Consider the following 18,415-nt stretch of genomic DNA (forward strand, 5'->3'; position numbering starts at 1 on the left):
TGATAAAATATTTAATGGCATACGTTAAATATTCATTTCCCATACCTTCAAATACAGTGATTCGGTGATATATGGCAAAAGCAAAACGTGCCTACGTTTGTAACGATTGTGGGGCAGACTTCCCTCGTTGGCAAGGACAGTGTAGTGCTTGTGGGGCGTGGAACACGATTACAGAGGTTCGATTAGCGGCTTCTCCTCAAGTGGCTAGGAACGAACGATTGGTCGGATACTCAGGTTCTGCTACGGATTCTAAAGTTCAAACGCTATCAAGTATTGATCTTCAAGAGGTCCCTCGTTTTAGTAGCAGCTTTAAAGAGTTTGATCGGGTGCTTGGTGGTGGGATTGTTCCTGGTGCGGCTATCTTAATCGGTGGTAATCCGGGGGCTGGTAAGTCCACACTGCTGTTGCAAACCATGTGTCGTTTAGCCAGTGAAATGCCAACGTTGTATGTAACGGGGGAAGAATCATTACAACAAGTCGCCATGCGAGCATCTCGTCTTGGGCTGCCAAAAGATAATTTGAAAATGTTGTCTGAAACCAGCATTGATAAAATTTGTCAGATCGCAGACAAAGAAAAACCTAAAATAATGGTTATTGACTCGATTCAAGTGATGCATGTAGATGATGTTCAATCGTCTCCAGGCAGTGTTGCTCAAGTTAGAGAATCAGCAACAACACTTACTCGTTATGCAAAACAAAATAATGTGTCTATATTTCTTGTGGGGCATGTAACTAAAGATGGTTCGCTTGCAGGACCAAAAGTACTGGAGCATATTATTGATTGTTCTGTATTGCTTGATGGAGGCGCAGACAGTCGATTTAGAACATTGCGTTGTAATAAAAACCGTTTTGGTGCCGTAAATGAATTGGGCGTATTTGCAATGACGGGGCAAGGATTGAAAGAAGTAAATAATCCGTCTGCGATTTTTCTATCCCGTGGCGAAGAGGAAACGTCAGGCAGCTCTGTTATGGTTGTTTGGGAAGGGACACGTCCGTTGTTGGTTGAAATTCAAGCATTAGTCGATTACTCCCAACTATCGAATCCACGTCGAGTTTCTGTTGGGCTAGATCAAAACCGTTTGTCGATGTTACTTGCTGTACTTCATAAACATGGAGGTCTGCAAATGGCGGATCAGGATGTCTTTGTCAATGTGGTTGGTGGCGTAAAAGTTGCAGAAACCAGTGCCGATTTAGCATTGATAATGGCGCTATTATCTAGCTTTAAAGATCGTCCATTACCAAAAGATGTCGTTGTTTTTGGTGAGGTAGGGCTTGCCGGTGAAATCCGTCCAGTTCCTAGTGGTCAAGAGCGTCTTATGGAAGCGTATAAACATGGATTTAAACGCGCGATTGTTCCTGCCGCTAATATGCCGAAAGGGGGGATTGAAGGCATGCAAATTCATGGTGTGAAAAAATTATCAGAGGCAATTGATGCTTTTGATGAACTATAATCAATAATTATTATGAATTTGCACTATTCTTTGCATTTGAAATTGTGTAAATTCGTCTATAACTTGCTAAAGCAGAAAGTAATCGGTGTCGATTGGGGCTAAATTCTATCCAAAAATAGAACAAAGCATATACCAATTGACAGTTTATGTTATACTCTGCGCGCATTTTCTATCCTATTAATAGAGTAAAACAATGACTGATTTATCTAAATACAGAAACATTGGTATTTTCGCGCACGTTGATGCGGGCAAAACTACCACAACTGAGCGTATCCTAAAACTTACTGGTCAGATCCACAAAACTGGTGAAGTACATGATGGCGAATCTACGACTGACTTCATGGAACAGGAAGCTGAGCGCGGAATTACTATCCAGTCAGCAGCTGTAAGTTGTTTCTGGAAAGATCACCGTTTTAACGTTATCGATACTCCTGGACACGTTGACTTCACAGTTGAAGTTTACCGTTCTCTAAAAGTACTTGACGGTGGTATCGGTGTATTCTGTGGTTCTGGTGGTGTTGAACCTCAATCAGAAACTAACTGGCGTTACGCGAACGAATCAGAAGTTGCACGTATTATCTTCGTTAACAAACTAGACCGTATGGGTGCTGATTTCTTCCGTGTTATTAAGCAAACAGAAACAGTACTAGGTGCTAACCCACTAATCATGGTTCTACCTATCGGTATCGAAGATGATTTCGTTGGTGTTGTTGACCTTCTAACTCGCAAAGCTTTCGTTTGGGATGACACTGGTCTTCCTGAAAACTACGAAATCACTGATATCCCAGCGGATATGGTTGATCAAGTAGAAGAATACCGTGAGATGCTAGTTGAAACTGCTGTAGAGCAAGACGACGACCTAATGGAAGCTTACATGGAAGGCGAAGAGCCAACTATTGAGCAACTAAAAATGTGTATCCGTAAGGGTACTCGCACAATGGATTTCTTCCCAGCTTACTGTGGTTCTGCGTTTAAGAACAAAGGTATGCAACTAATCCTTGATGCTGTTGTTGATTACCTACCTTCTCCAACAGAAGTTGATCCTCAACCTCTAATGGATGAGAACGGCGAAGAAAATGGCGAGCACGCTATTGTTTCTGTTGATGAAACATTCAAAGCGCTAGCATTCAAAATCATGGATGACCGTTTTGGTGCCCTAACTTTCGTTCGTATTTACTCTGGTAAATTGAACAAAGGCGACACAATTCTTAACTCATTCACAGGTAAAACTGAGCGTGTTGGCCGTATGGTTGAGATGCAAGCGAATGATCGTAACGAATTAACTTACGCACAAGCTGGTGACATCATCGCTATCGTGGGTATGAAAAACGTGCAAACTGGTCACACTCTTTGTGATCCTAAGCACGAAGTAACACTTGAGCCAATGGTTTTCCCTGTACCAGTAATCTCAATCGCAGTAACGCCTAAAGATAAAGGCAGTACTGAGAAAATGGGTATTGCTATCGGTAAAATGGTTGCAGAAGATCCATCTTTCCAAGTTGAAACTGACGAAGAAACTGGCGAAACAATCCTTAAAGGTATGGGTGAACTTCACCTAGACATTAAAGTTGATATCCTTCGTCGTACATACGGTGTAGACCTTTCTGTTGGTCAACCTCAAGTTGCTTACCGTGAAACTATTACTCAACTTGTTGAAGATAGCTACACGCATAAGAAACAATCTGGTGGTTCTGGTCAGTTCGGTAAGATCGACTACATCATGAAACCAGGCGAAGTTGGTTCAGGCTTCTCATTCAAGTCTTCTGTAGTGGGCGGTAACGTTCCTAAAGAATTCTGGCCTGCAATCGAGAAAGGCTTCAAAGGCATGATGGATACTGGTGTTCTTGCTGGTTTCCCTGTTCTTGATGTTGAAATCGAACTTCTTGACGGTGGCTTCCACGCAGTCGATTCATCTGCAGTAGCATTTGAAATCGCAGCGAAAGGCGCATTCCGTCAATCTATGCCTAAAGCTGGTGCACAACTTCTAGAACCAATCATGGCTGTAGATGTGTTCACTCCAGATGATCACGTTGGTGATGTAATCGGTGACCTTAACCGTCGTCGTGGCATGATCAAAGACCAAATGGCTGGCGTAACTGGTGTTCGTGTTAAAGCTGACATTCCTCTTTCAGAAATGTTTGGTTACATCGGTTCTCTACGTACAATGACTTCTGGTCGTGGTCAGTTCTCTATGGAGTTCTCACATTACGCACCTTGTCCAATGAACGTTGCTGAGCAAGTAATCGTTGCAGTTAAAGAAGCTAACGCTAAGAAGTAATTCTGGCTAACGCTCTTTAATTAAAAAAGCCCCGTAAGTGAAAACTTACGGGGCTTTTTATTTTTAAGCGATTAAATAATGTAGATACAGAGACACTCTCTATCGTCTATTTATTTTGATGCTCTTTCTTTATGGCGTTGAAGTTTTAAGTACACATTTTCAACACGAACTCGTGCCCATTCTGTTTTACGTAAAAACTTTAAGCTGGATTTAATTGTTGGATCTGATTTAAAACAATTGATGTTTATCATGTAGCTTAATTCTTCCCACCCATAGTGCTCAACTAATTCAGTTAAGATCCCTTGCAGGGTTACACCGTGAAGCGGGTTATTTTGCTGTGTCATAATATCGCCATTTTTCTTGAGTTAATGTAAGTATAACATTCTGGCTAGAGTAGTCATAAAAAATGGGAGCACTTAGGCTCCCACTTGTCTTTTTATTATGTGATTTATTGAATTAACGTTTAAATGAAACTATCTCTGCTTTATCTAAAGTAATTGTAGTCGTTGCTGGTTGAGTTTCTGAAATAATCTTACCTTGACGGATAGAGTAACGAACAGGAACTTGACGACGAAGTGCATCAAAACCATTTTCAGCAGGAAGAATAATTAAATTACCTGGCTTACCTACATCAATACCATAATTTTCTTGAATATTTAGTGTTCTTGCCGATTTGTAGCTAATAAGATCAAGGCCTTGATTGATTTGCTCATAGCCCATAATCTGGCATACATGCAGTCCCATGTGCAGCACTTGAAGCATGTTAGCCGTGCCTAATGGATACCAAGGGTCAAAGATATCATCATGACCAAAACAAACGTTAATATCGCTTGCAAGCATCTCTTTAACACGTGTGATGCCACGGCGTTTAGGGTAATCATCAAATCGACCTTGTAAGTGAATATTTACTAATGGGTTAGCAACAAAGTTGATGCCTGACATTTTTAATAGTCGGAATAAACGCGAAGCATAAGCCCCATTATAAGAATGCATGGCTGTAGTATGGCTGGCCGTTACTTTTTCGCCCATATTAAATTTATGAGCTAATGCGGCTAGGGTTTCGATAAAGCGAGATTGTTCATCATCAATTTCATCGCAATGCACATCAATCAGACGATCGTATTTTTGCGCTAATTCGAAAACATAATGAAGTGATTCAACGCCATACTCACGAGTAAATTCAAAGTGAGGGATAGCACCAATAACGTCGGCACCCAGTTGAACCGCTTCTTCTAATAACGCTTTCCCATTAGGGTAAGAAAGAATGCCTTCTTGAGGAAAAGCGACGATTTGGATATCAATCCATTCTTTCATCTCTTCTTTTACTTCAAGCATTGCTTTTAGTGCAATCAGTGTTGGGTCAGATACATCAACATGCGTACGAACATGTTGAATACCGTTAGCTATTTGCCATTTTAATGTCTGTTTCGCACGGCTTTTAACATCGTCAACAGTGAGAAGTTTCTTGCGCTCAGACCAACGTTCTATACCTTCAAAAAGGGTACCCGAGATATTCCAACTTGGTTCGCCTGCGGTTTGAGTCGTATCCAAATGAACATGGGGCTCACAGAAAGGGGCATTCGCTAATCCACCTTCAGCATCTAAAATATCCCCTGAAAAAGACAGTTCTTCATGGTTGTTAGCAATGGCTGTAAATTGACCATCTTGAATCAAGATTTGGAATAAACCTTCTTGATCTCGTAGTGCGATATTTTTAATTAATAAATCAGTCATGATAATTCTTCTATGCTATTTCTGTTTTAGACGCTGGTTCTTTATTTAAAATTGGGTTCAGCAATAAGTAACCTAATGCGCCACCTAATACGGCGTTCAAAGGAACTATTCCAGGTAGGAATTTACCTGCTGCAACACCAATAACGACGGCTATGATACCTGCCCAGTTAATGGTTTTAAACTTAGCATTATTAAAATCATGGTAGCGTTTACGGTTACGGAAGAAATCCGCAATAATTACCCCACCAATTGGTGGAATGGCTAATGATAAGAAAGTTAACCATCCAACAAAGTTGTTATATAACCATAAGGCACAAATGGTACCGATTAAACCATTCAACATTGAGACATATTTACTTGGTAATCCGGTGATATTTGAGAAACCAAGGCCTGATGCGTAAAGGGCGTTATCGTTTGTCGTCCAGATATTTAATCCTAAAACAATGATGGCAGGGATCAACAGTCCTTGTGCGATCATGACTTCAGATATATCTGATTGGCCAGTAACGGATGCGCCTGCGGCACCAAAGATAAACATAAGGGAGTTACCAATAAAGAAAGCAATCATTGTAATCGCAACGGCCCCCATTGGTTTTTTTCCAAATCGAACAAAATCAGCAGTTAATGTGCCTGCACTAATAAAAGAACCGACGACCATGGCGAGTGCGATAGAGAAGTCCATCGGTTCGGTTGGTTGAATTTTTTGTAATTCGCTAATACCACCGACGCTATCGACAGCGGTTAACACTGAGTAACCACCAAGTATTGAAATAGCAGGAACAGCAATCATTGAAAGAATCATCAAAGCTGAAATACCAAAATAGACAGTCACTGTCATTAATAGACCTGAAATTACAATCAGGGTGTTTGTATCAATACCTGTGGCTTTTTGTACTGGGATGGCAAACATGGCAACACCAACGCCAAACCAACCGACTTGGGTACCGCCAAGGAGTAAAGAAGGGAGCCAAGAACCTTTAGAACCAAATGAGAATCGAGCGAGGAGATGAGTAGAAAGGCCAGTAGAAGCCCCAATGTAACCAAGAAAAGAAGTGTATATACCGAGAATTAAATTACCAATAAGAACGGCGAGGAAAAAATCATTAAAAGAGAGTCCAGTACCAAGGGCTCCACCTGTCCACATGCTTGCCGAGAAAAAAGTAAGGCCTAGCATTACTAGGGTTAGGGATACTATGCCTTTTCTGGCCGTCTTAGGTACTGGTCCTAAGCTAAAATCATTGTCATGCGACATGTTAGATCCTCGTCGATGTTAAGTTAATTTTGATCGTAATTTTGATAAACGGACGGGAGTCTAAAGAAAATAATAGTAATGTCAATAAGGTAAATGCTTATAAATACATGTACATGTTGTTATCTATTTGATTTTAAATTACTTTTCTGTTGTTTTGTAATTATTTATTTTAACAGCTAAACGGTTGCGTAATGCAGTTTGTTGTATAAATGACAAGTTGGTTAATAAAAAACAGGGTAATGGATGGATTTTATATAAATGAGTAGGTTTTAGGATTAATCAGACGAAAATGTATCGACTATGTAATGGTTTTTTATTGAATCACGTTATTTTTTCAATAAAAAGGCCTAAAACTTTCTGTTATAAAGCGTTTAGGCCCGATTTGATGTTAGGTTGCTATTTTTATCAATTAACTGTCTGTTTTTAACGTTATTCCCAGATGATTTTTTTGTCTTTTGGCCATTGAGATGCAAAGTCGTGATATTTTTTTTCTAAAATATGGCGTTTTATCTTCAATGTCGGGGTTAATATTCCATTTTCAATCGTCCATGGTTCTTTAACCATTAGTATACCTTTGAGCTTTTCATGAGACTCTAAGCCACTATTAATTGTTTCTAAGTTTTTAAGGGCTGTTCGTTCATATCTCTTTTGATCAAAGTTAGGATAGGTATGAGGAATAGCTAAGAGAATAGGGCCAGTTAATCCCGATCCAATTAGGCACATCATTTCTAGATTACTTAAATCAAAAATACGTTTTTCAATGGGTACAGGAGCAACGAATTTCCCTTTTGCGGTTTTAAAGGTGTCTTTTTTACGACCTTGAATAGTAAGAAAACCTTCTGAATCAATTGAACCAATATCGCCAGTATGCAACCAGCCGTCTTTATTAAAACTTTCAGCAGTCGCTCCATCATTTTTGTAGTAACCGGCGAACATTCCGTCCCCTCTGACCAGTATTTCTTCGTCTTGGGCTATTTTTAATTCGACGCCAGGGCCAGCAGCTCCAACGGTACCTACTTTATCTGAGCGATAAGGGTGATTAAGAGTACTGTAGGCAAAGGTTTCAGTCATGCCCCACGCTTCGGTAATATTCAATCCAATACTTTCATACCATTTAAGTAATCCGGCAGAGACGGGAGCGGAACCACAACCAAGCACTCTGGCTTTATCTAACCCTAATCCGTCGGCTAATTTACGTTTTATGATGCCATTAATGAATGGAATTTTAAGTAAAATATTGAGTTTTTTCTGAGGTAATTTATCTTGGATTCGTTGTTGAAAGACAGTCCATAATCTCGGTACTGAAATAAATAATGTCGGTCGATGCATTTTTACGTCGTCGATAAACGTATCTAAAGATTCAGGGAAAGCGGTCTGTATTCCGCCAAAGAATGCTGATCCTAAGATATAAACGCGCTCAGTAATATGAGCGAGAGGAAGGTATGAAAAAAGACGATCATCGGGTTTCATACCTATATGGTTAATGAGATGTTTTGCTGAGGTACTAAAACCACCATAAGTCAGCATTGCACCTTTAGGCAGGCCGGAAGTGCCCGAAGTATAAACAATCGACATGAGTGTATTGTCATGATGACTTGGCCTAGACGATGAAGGTTGATGTTGTTGAACAATATCTTCAAATTGAAGTTGGCATTTCGATGCGGAATCATAATTAAAAGCGATCGTTGAAAGATAATCTAATTTTTCAATTATCTGTGTAGTCGCATCACTATTATCAAGTTTTCCTACGATTAATACTTTACTGTCACTGTGTGTTAAGCAGTGTTCAATTGTCTCTAATCCGGCAGTCGGAAAAATAGGAACGCTGACAAAATCCCCGAGCATTAACGCAAGGTCAGTAATAAACCATTCCGCACAATTTTTCGAAATCAACGCAACACGATCTTTAGGGTTAAGCCCTAAATCTTGTAATGCAGAGACTAAGCGAAGCGCTTTATCGACGACTTCTGCAAAAGTGTAATCTACAAATTCTCTATTTATGACTTGTCGTAAGAAAATTGAATTTGGTTTTTCTTCGGCCCATTGAAGTATTGCTTCATGTGGAAGCGATGGATTTTGTTTGTGATCGAATACTGACTGACTCATAGCGACATCCTAAATTAAGAGTTGTTATTTATCGTTATTGTTAATTTAATGTTAAGTAAAAGATCTTTCGAGTAAATAGTCAAATTTGGTTTGAAATAATGAGAGGTGATTTTTTAATATGCTAATAATTAAGATAGGAAAAGAGAAAACGAAAGACAAAAAAACAGAGAAAAAAGGCCGCAATGTAATAATTACGGCCTTTTAATTTTTTAGGGGGTTATAAGAGTGCTTTTAAACGATAAAGCGCTTCTAATGCCTGACGAGGAGATAAGTCATCAGGGTTTACTTTTGCTAATGCTTCTTCTACTTCACTAGGCTCTGGAATTAGAGAGAGCTGATGCTCTTGTTTTATTTGGGTGCTGGTTAGCGATTGATTTTTTGGTTGACCATTTTCAAGTTGTTGAAGCTTTTGCTTCGCTTTTTTTATTACGGCTTTTGGTACACCAGCAAGCGATGCGACAGCTAAACCGTATGATTTGTTCGCGGCGCCTTCTTGTACAGCATGCATGAAGGCAATTTCATCACCATGCTCAACGGCATCTAAATGTACATTTGCTAAACCACTAAATAAATTTGGCAGTTCAGTTAACTCGAAGTAATGGGTCGCAAATAATGTCATTGCATTAATTTTTGTCGCTAACCATTCTGCACTTGCCCATGCAAGGGATAAACCATCGTAGGTGCTTGTACCACGGCCAATTTCATCCATAAGCACTAAACTGTGTTGTGTCGCGTTATGTAAGATGTTTGCGGTTTCTGTCATTTCGACCATGAAAGTAGAACGACCAGACGCTAAATCATCAGAAGCACCAATACGAGTAAATATTCGATCTAATAAACCAATATGTGCAGAATCGGCAGGCACATAACACCCAACATGAGCCATTAGCGCAATGAGTGCCGTTTGACGCATGTAGGTGGATTTACCACCCATATTTGGTCCTGTAATGATTAACATTTTACGATCATTATTAAGGTTTATAGGGTTTGCAATGAAAGGGTCACTCATTACTTGTTCTACTACTGGATGGCGACCGCCTTCAATCTTCATTCCAATGTCTGATGATAAGGTTGGACGACAGTAGTTAAGAGTATCAGCACGTTCTGCAAGATTACTGAGTACATCTAATTCAGAAATCGCGTTAGCCATTAATTGGAGTTGTTCTAAATGAGGCAGAAGTTGATCGAACAATTCTTCCCATAATTTTTTCTCTATCGCTAAAGCTTTAGATTTTGAGCTTAGCACTTTATCTTCATGGGCTTTAAGCTCTGGAATGATGTAGCGCTCAGCATTTTTCAATGTTTGACGGCGAACATAATGTGCAGGGGCTTTATGGCTTTGCCCTTTACTGATCTGAATATAAAAACCATGAACGTTATTATAACCAACTTTCAACGTATCAATGTCGTGACGTTCACGCTCTTCTTGCTCTAATTTACTTAAGAATAGAGCGGCGCCATTAGCAAGATCTCGCCATTGATCTAATTCTTCATTATAACCGTCAGCCAATACACCACCGTCACGAATAACAACGGGTGGATTCTCTTTAACTGCTCGTTCCAATAATTCACAAATAGAATCGATAGGTTGGGCAAGAGACGCAAGTTCTAATAAATGCGTTTGTTCAAATGCCTGAGTACTTTGTGCTAGTTCAGGTAATTGCTGTAATGCATTGCGTAAACGAGCAAGATCTCTTGGACGAGCCGAACGTAAGGCTAATCGCGCTAGAATGCGTTCTACATCGCCAATTTGCTTTAATTGAGGAGAGAGTTCGGCATATAACCCATTGCTTTTTAGCTCTCCGATCGCATCAAGACGCTGATTGAGAACATCATGGGTTCTTATCGGTTGATGTAACCAGCGTTTTAATAAACGACTACCCATTGCGGTTGAAGTATGATCAAGAACTTCTGATAACGTGTGGTTGAACCCACCCGCTAAGTTTTGCGTTATTTCTAAGTTACGACGAGTTGCCGCATCTAAGATCACCGAATCGTTTTGGCGATCCATTACGATAGAGCGAATATGTGGCAAGGTAGTGCGTTGGGTATCTTTAACGTATTGAATTAAACAACCTGCGGCACATAAACCAAATTCTGCATTTTCAACACCAAAACCAACAAGATCACGAGTACCAAATTGTTGGTTTAGTTGTTGCTTTGCGGTGTCTAATTCAAATTCCCATACTGGACGACGGCGATTACCATTACGTTTTTCAAGCAGATGAACAGGTTCAAAGTCTTCACTAAATAGCAATTCTGTCGGTGAAGTTCGTTGTAGCTCAGCGAGCATTGATTCTTCGGTTGACGGTTCAGAAACTTTAAATCGACCCGAGGTGATGTCTAATGTTGCGTAACCAAATTGGCCTTTATGATGATAAATCGCTGCGATTAGGTTATCAAAACGCTCAGGAAGAAGTGCCTCATCGGTCACTGTTCCTGGGGTCACAATACGCACGACTTTTCGTTCTACTGGGCCTTTACTTGTCGCGGGGTCACCTATTTGTTCACAAATCGCAACTGACTCACCTTGTTGAACCAGTTTAGCTAAGTATCCTTCAACCGCGTGATAAGGAAGACCTGCCATTGGGATTGGTTCACCTGCGGAAGACCCACGTTTAGTTAAAGATATCTCAAGTAATTGAGACGCTCGTTTGGCATCATCATAGAAAAGCTCGTAGAAATCTCCCATGCGATAGAACAGTAGAATGTCAGGATTCTCAGACTTTAAACGTAAGTACTGTTGCATCATGGGTGTGTGTTTTTCAGTTGATTTTATTGCCACAACGAGACCTAATAATTGAAGATAAATATTTGCTGCTAGAATACGTGAATCAAGACAGCAATCAAAGATAGAATAGATAAAATTCGAATCAAGATGGAAAGAATTTAAATGGATATGATAAAAAATGCGCAACTCGCACAAAAAGTGGGAGAGTTATTAATGCAACAAGGAAAAATGATGGCGTGTTCAGAATCTTGTACTGGCGGAGGTGTTGCATTTTGTGCTACTGAAAATGCAGGCAGTTCAGCATGGTTTGAACGAGGTTTTGTGACGTACAGTAATAAAGCAAAACAAGATTCTCTTGGGGTGAACTTAGAGACTATTGGTCGTTTTGGCGCAGTGAGTGAAGAAGTCGTAAAGGAAATGGCTTTTGGCACACTAGCACACAGTGAAGCAGATATATCGGTGTCGATCAGTGGCATTGCAGGTCCAGGGGGAGCGACAGAAGGGAAACCGACTGGTACGGTTTGTTTTGGCTTTGCTGACACCACTAAGTGGCATGTAGAAACAACGGTCTATTTTACTGGTGATCGTACAGAAGTAAGACAATCTGCGATTGAATATGCATTTCTCACATTAAAGAAAAGGCTATTAGAAGCGAATTAATTCAAGTGGTTAGGATTAATTTTAGATGCCACGTTATCAAAATTAAATAAAAAATGAATCAAAGCTATAGACACTGTATGAATAGACAGTATACTACTGGTCATTAACTGATTTAGTGATCTAGAATTCTGGAGAATCAAATGGACGATAACAAGAAAAAAGCACTGGCCGCAGCATTAGGTCAAATTGAAAAACAATTTGGTAAAGGTTCAATCATGAAGTTGGGCGATAACCGCACAATGGATGTTGAAACTGTGTCTACTGGTTCTTTATCTCTTGATATTGCCCTAGGTGCTGGCGGTTTACCAATGGGACGTATCGTAGAAATTTACGGCCCTGAATCATCAGGTAAAACAACACTAACTTTAGAAGCAATTGCTCAAGCACAAAAAGCAGGAAAAACCTGTGCATTCATCGATGCGGAGCACGCACTAGACCCTATTTACGCACAAAAACTTGGCGTTGATATTGACCAATTATTATGTTCTCAACCTGATACTGGTGAGCAAGCATTAGAAATTGTTGATGCACTAGCTCGTTCTGGCGCTGTTGACGTGATTGTTGTCGATTCTGTGGCAGCTCTAACACCTAAAGCTGAAATTGAAGGCGAAATGGGCGATAGCCACATGGGTCTTCAAGCTCGTATGCTATCGCAAGCAATGCGTAAGTTAACGGGTAATCTAAAACAGTCGAACTGTATGTGTATCTTCATTAACCAAATTCGTATGAAAATTGGAGTAATGTTTGGTAACCCAGAAACAACAACGGGTGGTAATGCATTGAAGTTCTATGCTTCTGTTCGTCTTGATATTCGTCGTACTGGCGCAGTAAAAGATGGCGATGAAGTTGTTGGTAATGAGACTCGCATTAAAGTTGTTAAGAATAAAATTGCAGCGCCATTTAAACAAGCTGAAACTCAAATTCTATACGGTAAAGGGTTTAACCGTGAAGGCGAACTGATTGATTTAGGTGTTAAACATAAATTAGTCGATAAAGCAGGCGCTTGGTATAGCTACAATGGCGATAAGATCGGTCAAGGTAAAGCAAACGCATCTAAATTTATGCGCGAAAATCCAGAAATTGGCGCAGAGCTTGATAAGAAATTACGTGAAATGCTATTAACTCCAGCCGAAGATAAACCAGAAGTTGTTGAGAAAATAGAAGAAGAAAACGAAGAGTTTTAATTTTTCTGATTCTTGTTGAAATGAAAGAAAGCCAAACCTTTGTGTTTGGCTTTTTTACGTCTATGAAAAGAGACGGCTTCACTCAAAAATAGAATTATTTCTGTTTCCTTATTTGTTCGCTGTCGTTATCTGTATTTCATTTTCATTTGCGTATACAATATCCGAAATTCTGTCTTAAAAACACTGCTTGGCTTCAATGAGTACAAGAGTGAGTTAACTACGATTCAATCAGGAATATCCACATGTATATGAGCACTGACGAAGTCCGCCGTGCATTCCTTGCTTTTTTTGAAAGCAAAGGGCACCAAATTGTTGAGAGTTCTTCTCTAGTTCCAGCGAATGATCCAACTCTTTTATTTACGAATGCCGGTATGAACCAGTTTAAGGATTGTTTCCTTGGTTCTGAAAAGCGAAGCTATACTCGTGCAACTACCGCTCAGCGTTGTGTTCGTGCCGGTGGTAAACATAACGATTTAGAAAATGTTGGTTTTACTGCTCGCCACCATACTTTCTTTGAAATGCTTGGTAACTTCAGCTTTGGTGATTACTTTAAGCAAGATGCAATTAAGTATGCATGGGAATTCCTAACTGAGCGTTTAGAGCTTCCTGCGGATCGTCTGTTAGTGACAATCTACGAAACTGATGATGAAGCGTTTGAGATCTGGAATAAAGAAATGGGTATTCCAGCTGATCGTATCGTTCGTATTGGTGATAACAAAGGCGCACCTTATGCATCAGATAACTTCTGGCAAATGGGTGATACGGGTCCTTGCGGTCCTTGTACTGAGATTTTTTACGATCACGGTGAACATATTTGGGGTGGCCGTCCAGGTACACCTGAAGAAGATGGCGACCGTTTCATTGAAATCTGGAACAACGTTTTCATGCAATTCAATCGCCTAGCTGATGGCACAATGGAACCACTTCCAAAACCATCAGTAGATACAGGGATGGGTATTGAGCGTATCGCTGCAATTATGCAAGGTGTACATTCAAACTATGAAATTGATATCTTCCAAACACTAATTAAAGAAACGGCAAAAGTTGTTGGTTATGATGATCTTTCAAACCAATCTTTACGTGTAGTTGCAGACCACATCCGTTCTTGTTCTTATTTAATCGTTGATGGTGTTATGCCGTCAAACGAAGGTCGTGGCTATGTATTACGTCGTATTATTCGTCGTGCAGTACGTCACGGTAACAAGTTAGGTGCTAAAGGTTCTTACTTTTATAAGTTAGTTGGACCATTAGCTGAAATCATGGGTACGGCTGGTGAAGAGCTTAAGAAGCAACAAGCACTAGTAGAAAAAGTACTTAAGATTGAAGAAGAGAACTTCGGCCGTACGCTTGAGCGTGGCATGGTTATTTTAAACGAAGCGCTAGATAATCTAGAAGGCACCGTTCTTGACGGCGAAACCGTATTTAAACTTTATGATACTTACGGTTTCCCTGCTGACTTAACGAACGATGTTGCTCGTGAGCGTGAATTAACTATCGATGAAGATGGTTTTGAAAAAGCGATGAACGAACAACGCCAACGTGCTCGTGAAGCGGGTCAATTTGGTACTGATTATAATGCGGTTATCAAAGTTGAATCTGAAACGGTATTCCACGGTTATGATTTTACGGAAGCTAAAGCAACCGTATTAGAAATTTTCCGTGAAGGCGAAGCGGTTGAAATGCTTTCTGCTGGCGATGATGCGATTCTAATCTTAGATGTAACACCGTTCTATGCTGAATCCGGTGGTCAATCTGGTGATGCGGGTATTATTACCGTAGAAGCGGGTAAATTTGTTGTTACTGATACTCAAAAAGTAGGTAATGCGATTGGTCACCACGGTAAACTAGTGGAAGGTGTATTATCTACGGCTGATAGCGCAATGGCTCAAGTGGATGAAGAGCGTCGTACTGCGATTACTTTAAACCACTCGGCAACCCATTTATTACATGCAGCACTTCGTCAAGTACTGGGTGAGCATGTAACGCAAAAAGGGTCATTAGTTAAAGCCGAAAGTTTACGTTTTGACTTCTCTAACCTTGAAGGGGTTAAACCGGAAGAACTTCGACTTGTTGAGCGTATTGTTAACCAACAAGTACGTTTAAATCATGCAATTGAAACTGACCTTATGGACGTTGATGCGGCGAAAGAAAAAGGCGCAATGGCTCTGTTTGGTGAGAAGTATGATGATGAAGTTCGTGTACTGTCAATGGGTGAGTTTTCAACTGAGCTATGTGGTGGTATTCACGCATCAAGTACGGGTGATATAGGTCTGTTTAAAATCACGTCTGAAGGTGGCATCGCCGCAGGTATTCGTCGTATTGAAGCAGTAACTGGTGAAGCAGCATTAGATGCAATTGAATCTCAGCAGAAACTAGCGGATAAAAAGCTTCATGATGCGAGTTCAAAAACGAAGTTACTTGAAAAAGAAATCCAACAACTGAAAGATAAATTGGCTTCTCAAGCAAGTTCAGACTTAATCAGTCAAGTACAAGACATATCAGGCGTTAAAGTGTTGATCACTCAATTGGATGGTGCTGATAATAAAGCCCTTCGTGGTATGGTTGATGAACTTAAAAACCAAATTGGCAGTGGTGTTATCATGATTGGTAATGTCAGTGACGATAAAGTGGGTTTAATTGCGGGTGTGACTAAAGACCTTATTGGCCAAGTTAAAGCGGGCGAGTTAGTGAATATGGTTGCACAGCAAGTGGGTGGTAAAGGCGGCGGCCGTCCTGATATGGCTCAAGCGGGCGGTACCGATGCAAAAGCATTACCTGCAGCGTTAGCGACGGTTGAAGCTTGGTTAACTGAGCGTCTTTCATAGGGCGTATCAGTGGCATTAATCGTACAAAAGTATGGTGGAACATCAGTTGGGTCCGTTGAACGGATCCAACTTGTTTCTGACCGTATAATTTTAACGAAACAGCAAGGACACCAAGTGGTTGTTGCTGTTTCTGCTATGGCAGGAGAAACGAATCGTTTGCTAAATTTAGCGCATCAAATCAATGAGGTTCCAGAACCTCGTGAATTAGATATGTTACTTTCTGCAGGTGAACAAGTTTCTATTGCTCTTTTAGCTATATCTTTGAATCAAAAAGGCATCAAAGCGATTTCTCTGACTGCAGATCAAGCAGGAATTAAAACCAATGATGTATTTAACGATGCAACTATCGAACATATTGAAACCAGTAAACTGACCGAATGGCTTGATAAGGGTTATGTTGTCATTGTTGCTGGCTTTCAAGGTAGAGATAGTGTCGGAAATATTACAACACTCGGAAGAGGTGGATCTGATACAACGGCTGTTGCTTTAGCTGCCGCATTGAAAGCGGATGAATGTCAGATCTTTACTGATGTAGACGGTGTGTATTCTTCAGATCCCCGTTATGTATCGAATACTCGTAAATTAAAAGAAGTTTCTTTTAGTGATATGCACGCATTAGCAAAGTCTGGTGCGAAAGTATTACAGGAACATTCAGTATCTCATGCATGGAGATCTTCAGTATCATTAAGAGTTCTTTCTTCTTTTGATAATGGTGAAGGAACGCTTATTTGTGAGAAGCCTAATGACTATTTTCCAGTTACTGGGTTAGCACTAAAGCAAGACTTATACCTTGCCGAATGCACTGACATAAATGAAGAGGATAGAATTCTTCTTGCTAAAGAGTATCGAGTGTTAACTAATACTGACGATTGTTTTCAAATTGTTGTGCCAAAAGCAACTTTTTTACAATTGAAACTGGTATTTAATACAAAAATACGCAATATTAGTAGCTTATCAATTCTGACGTTAGTCGGAGATAATGTTGAAGGGATGGCAGACTCTGCTTGCAATCAACTAATGGTTAATAGTGTTGATATCTATCAATGTTATACAGAACCAAAAAGTGTGTCGGTTATCGTTATTCAAGCTGATTTACAACAAGCGGCCGAAATTTTACATAAAACGTTTGTTATTACAGAGCAATCACAAGATAATAACGTTCTGATCGCTGTTTCTTGAGCAGAGACGTTTGTGAACATAAGCGATAACGGACAATACATACATTTATTATAATACTGAGATAACTCAAGGAGCATTCGAATGCTAATTTTGACTCGCCGTGTAGGTGAAACGCTAATGATTGGTGACGAAGTAACAGTTACTGTACTTGGCGTTAAAGGCAACCAAGTACGTATCGGTGTTAACGCGCCTAAAGAAGTATCTGTACACCGTGAAGAGATTTACATGCGTATTCAAGCAGAAAAGGGAACTACTCCTGCTGCTGCACCAGGTAACTTTTAATATCGCATGAAAATAGGCTAACATTGTTGGCCTTATTTATTTTTAGTCAGCTGTTAATTTGACTGGAATAAATAGAAAATGAGAGGCACAAAACTCGTATCTCGGTTTATTTTTATCCATTTTGGTTATTTCATAGACTGTTGAACGAATTACCTTGTTTTTTACTAAGAAAGTCATTGACATATTTTTGGTAAAAAGTAATATGTGCCTCCTCAAGACGGTGAGGTGGCCGAGAGGCTGAAGGCGCTCCCCTGCTAAGGGAGTATGCGGTTTATAGCCGCATCGAGGGTTCGAATCCCTCCTTCACCGCCATCATTGATTTATGTTGATTATTTATAATCAGCATAATAAAAAAGAATTATTGTGCGCTAGTAGCTCAGCTGGATAGAGTACTTGGCTACGAACCAGGCGGTCGGAGGTTCGAATCCTTCCTGGCGCACCATTCTTTTATTGGTAAACTTATTTGCCAATAGCAGTAATTATTTTGCAGATGATTACAACAGAGTTACAAAACGGTGAGGTGGCCGAGAGGCTGAAGGCGCTCCCCTGCTAAGGGAGTATGCGGTTTATAGCCGCATCGAGGGTTCGAATCCCTCCTTCACCGCCATATTGATTTATGTTGATTATTTATAATCAGCATAATAAAAAAGAATTATTGTGCGCTAGTAGCTCAGCTGGATAGAGTACTTGGCTACGAACCAGGCGGTCGGAGGTTCGAATCCTTCCTGGCGCA

The 18,415-nt window shown here is 40.2% G+C and carries 12 protein-coding genes and 4 tRNA genes; 11 read left to right on the plus strand and 5 right to left on the minus strand.

What is annotated here, in order from left to right:
* Positions 1 to 71: 71 nt before the first annotated feature.
* Positions 72 to 1,451, plus strand: a complete 1,380-nt coding sequence (gene radA / locus AACV33_RS11205) for a DNA repair protein RadA (RefSeq protein WP_182700226.1) — start codon at positions 72 to 74, stop codon at positions 1,449 to 1,451.
* Positions 1,452 to 1,644: 193 nt separating this feature from the next.
* Entirely contained in the window at positions 1,645 to 3,729 is a 2,085-nt protein-coding gene (fusA, locus tag AACV33_RS11210; protein ID WP_017021085.1) for an elongation factor G, read from the plus strand.
* A gap of 110 nt (positions 3,730 to 3,839) precedes the next feature.
* Here fusA and AACV33_RS11215 read toward each other — a convergent pair whose 3' ends face one another.
* The 5 genes from AACV33_RS11215 to mutS form a co-directional block, all read right to left on the minus strand.
* On the minus strand, positions 3,840 to 4,073 hold the full coding sequence (locus AACV33_RS11215) for a VF530 family protein (RefSeq protein ID WP_012549435.1): 234 nt from the start codon (positions 4,071 to 4,073) through the stop codon (positions 3,840 to 3,842).
* A gap of 112 nt (positions 4,074 to 4,185) precedes the next feature.
* Positions 4,186 to 5,463, minus strand: a complete 1,278-nt coding sequence (locus tag AACV33_RS11220; protein WP_012549436.1) for a cytosine deaminase — start codon at positions 5,461 to 5,463, stop codon at positions 4,186 to 4,188.
* Between the two features lie 10 nt (positions 5,464 to 5,473).
* Positions 5,474 to 6,715, minus strand: a complete 1,242-nt coding sequence (gene codB, locus AACV33_RS11225) for a cytosine permease (protein ID WP_017021086.1) — start codon at positions 6,713 to 6,715, stop codon at positions 5,474 to 5,476.
* A gap of 429 nt (positions 6,716 to 7,144) precedes the next feature.
* Complete coding sequence (locus AACV33_RS11230; protein WP_065611655.1) at positions 7,145 to 8,821, minus strand: AMP-binding protein; 1,677 nt, start codon at positions 8,819 to 8,821, stop codon at positions 7,145 to 7,147.
* A 217-nt stretch (positions 8,822 to 9,038) separates the two neighbouring features.
* Entirely contained in the window at positions 9,039 to 11,600 is a 2,562-nt protein-coding gene (gene mutS / locus AACV33_RS11235; RefSeq protein ID WP_182700228.1) for a DNA mismatch repair protein MutS, read from the minus strand.
* Between the two features lie 114 nt (positions 11,601 to 11,714).
* Between mutS and AACV33_RS11240 the strand changes: the two genes are divergently transcribed.
* From AACV33_RS11240 to AACV33_RS11280, 9 genes are all read left to right on the plus strand, one after another.
* Entirely contained in the window at positions 11,715 to 12,212 is a 498-nt protein-coding gene (locus tag AACV33_RS11240; RefSeq protein WP_065611656.1) for a CinA family protein, read from the plus strand.
* A gap of 140 nt (positions 12,213 to 12,352) precedes the next feature.
* Positions 12,353 to 13,396, plus strand: coding sequence for a recombinase RecA (gene recA / locus AACV33_RS11245; RefSeq protein WP_017021090.1), 1,044 nt, complete (start codon positions 12,353 to 12,355; stop codon positions 13,394 to 13,396).
* Positions 13,397 to 13,638: 242 nt separating this feature from the next.
* Positions 13,639 to 16,221, plus strand: coding sequence for an alanine--tRNA ligase (gene alaS, locus AACV33_RS11250; RefSeq protein ID WP_065611657.1), 2,583 nt, complete (start codon positions 13,639 to 13,641; stop codon positions 16,219 to 16,221).
* Between the two features lie 9 nt (positions 16,222 to 16,230).
* Entirely contained in the window at positions 16,231 to 17,400 is a 1,170-nt protein-coding gene (locus tag AACV33_RS11255; RefSeq protein WP_012549443.1) for an aspartate kinase, read from the plus strand.
* Between the two features lie 81 nt (positions 17,401 to 17,481).
* Positions 17,482 to 17,682 carry a carbon storage regulator CsrA gene (gene csrA / locus AACV33_RS11260; protein WP_012549444.1) on the plus strand — a complete coding sequence of 67 codons (201 nt, stop codon included), beginning with the start codon at positions 17,482 to 17,484 and terminating at the stop codon, positions 17,680 to 17,682.
* A gap of 219 nt (positions 17,683 to 17,901) precedes the next feature.
* Positions 17,902 to 17,994 (plus strand) — tRNA-Ser (locus AACV33_RS11265).
* A 53-nt stretch (positions 17,995 to 18,047) separates the two neighbouring features.
* Positions 18,048 to 18,124, plus strand: a tRNA-Arg gene (locus tag AACV33_RS11270).
* Between the two features lie 72 nt (positions 18,125 to 18,196).
* A tRNA-Ser gene (locus tag AACV33_RS11275) sits at positions 18,197 to 18,289 on the plus strand.
* 52 nt (positions 18,290 to 18,341) lie between these two features.
* A tRNA-Arg gene (locus AACV33_RS11280) sits at positions 18,342 to 18,415 on the plus strand.

This window comes from Aliivibrio sp. SR45-2 (genome assembly GCF_963890165.1).
Lineage (GTDB): Bacteria > Pseudomonadota > Gammaproteobacteria > Enterobacterales > Vibrionaceae > Aliivibrio > Aliivibrio salmonicida.

Bases quoted from the DNA above. Each gene is read 5' to 3' on its own strand.
- codB (WP_017021086.1), bottom strand. From the start codon at position 6,715: ATGTCGCATGACAATGATTTTAGCTTAGGACCAGTACCTAAGACGGCC.
- radA (WP_182700226.1), top strand. From the start codon at position 72: ATGGCAAAAGCAAAACGTGCCTACGTTTGTAACGATTGTGGGGCAGAC.
- fusA (WP_017021085.1), top strand. From the start codon at position 1,645: ATGACTGATTTATCTAAATACAGAAACATTGGTATTTTCGCGCACGTT.
- AACV33_RS11215 (WP_012549435.1), bottom strand. From the start codon at position 4,073: ATGACACAGCAAAATAACCCGCTTCACGGTGTAACCCTGCAAGGGATC.
- AACV33_RS11230 (WP_065611655.1), bottom strand. From the start codon at position 8,821: ATGAGTCAGTCAGTATTCGATCACAAACAAAATCCATCGCTTCCACAT.
- AACV33_RS11240 (WP_065611656.1), top strand. From the start codon at position 11,715: ATGGATATGATAAAAAATGCGCAACTCGCACAAAAAGTGGGAGAGTTA.
- recA (WP_017021090.1), top strand. From the start codon at position 12,353: ATGGACGATAACAAGAAAAAAGCACTGGCCGCAGCATTAGGTCAAATT.
- AACV33_RS11220 (WP_012549436.1), bottom strand. From the start codon at position 5,463: ATGACTGATTTATTAATTAAAAATATCGCACTACGAGATCAAGAAGGT.
- alaS (WP_065611657.1), top strand. From the start codon at position 13,639: ATGTATATGAGCACTGACGAAGTCCGCCGTGCATTCCTTGCTTTTTTT.
- csrA (WP_012549444.1), top strand. From the start codon at position 17,482: ATGCTAATTTTGACTCGCCGTGTAGGTGAAACGCTAATGATTGGTGAC.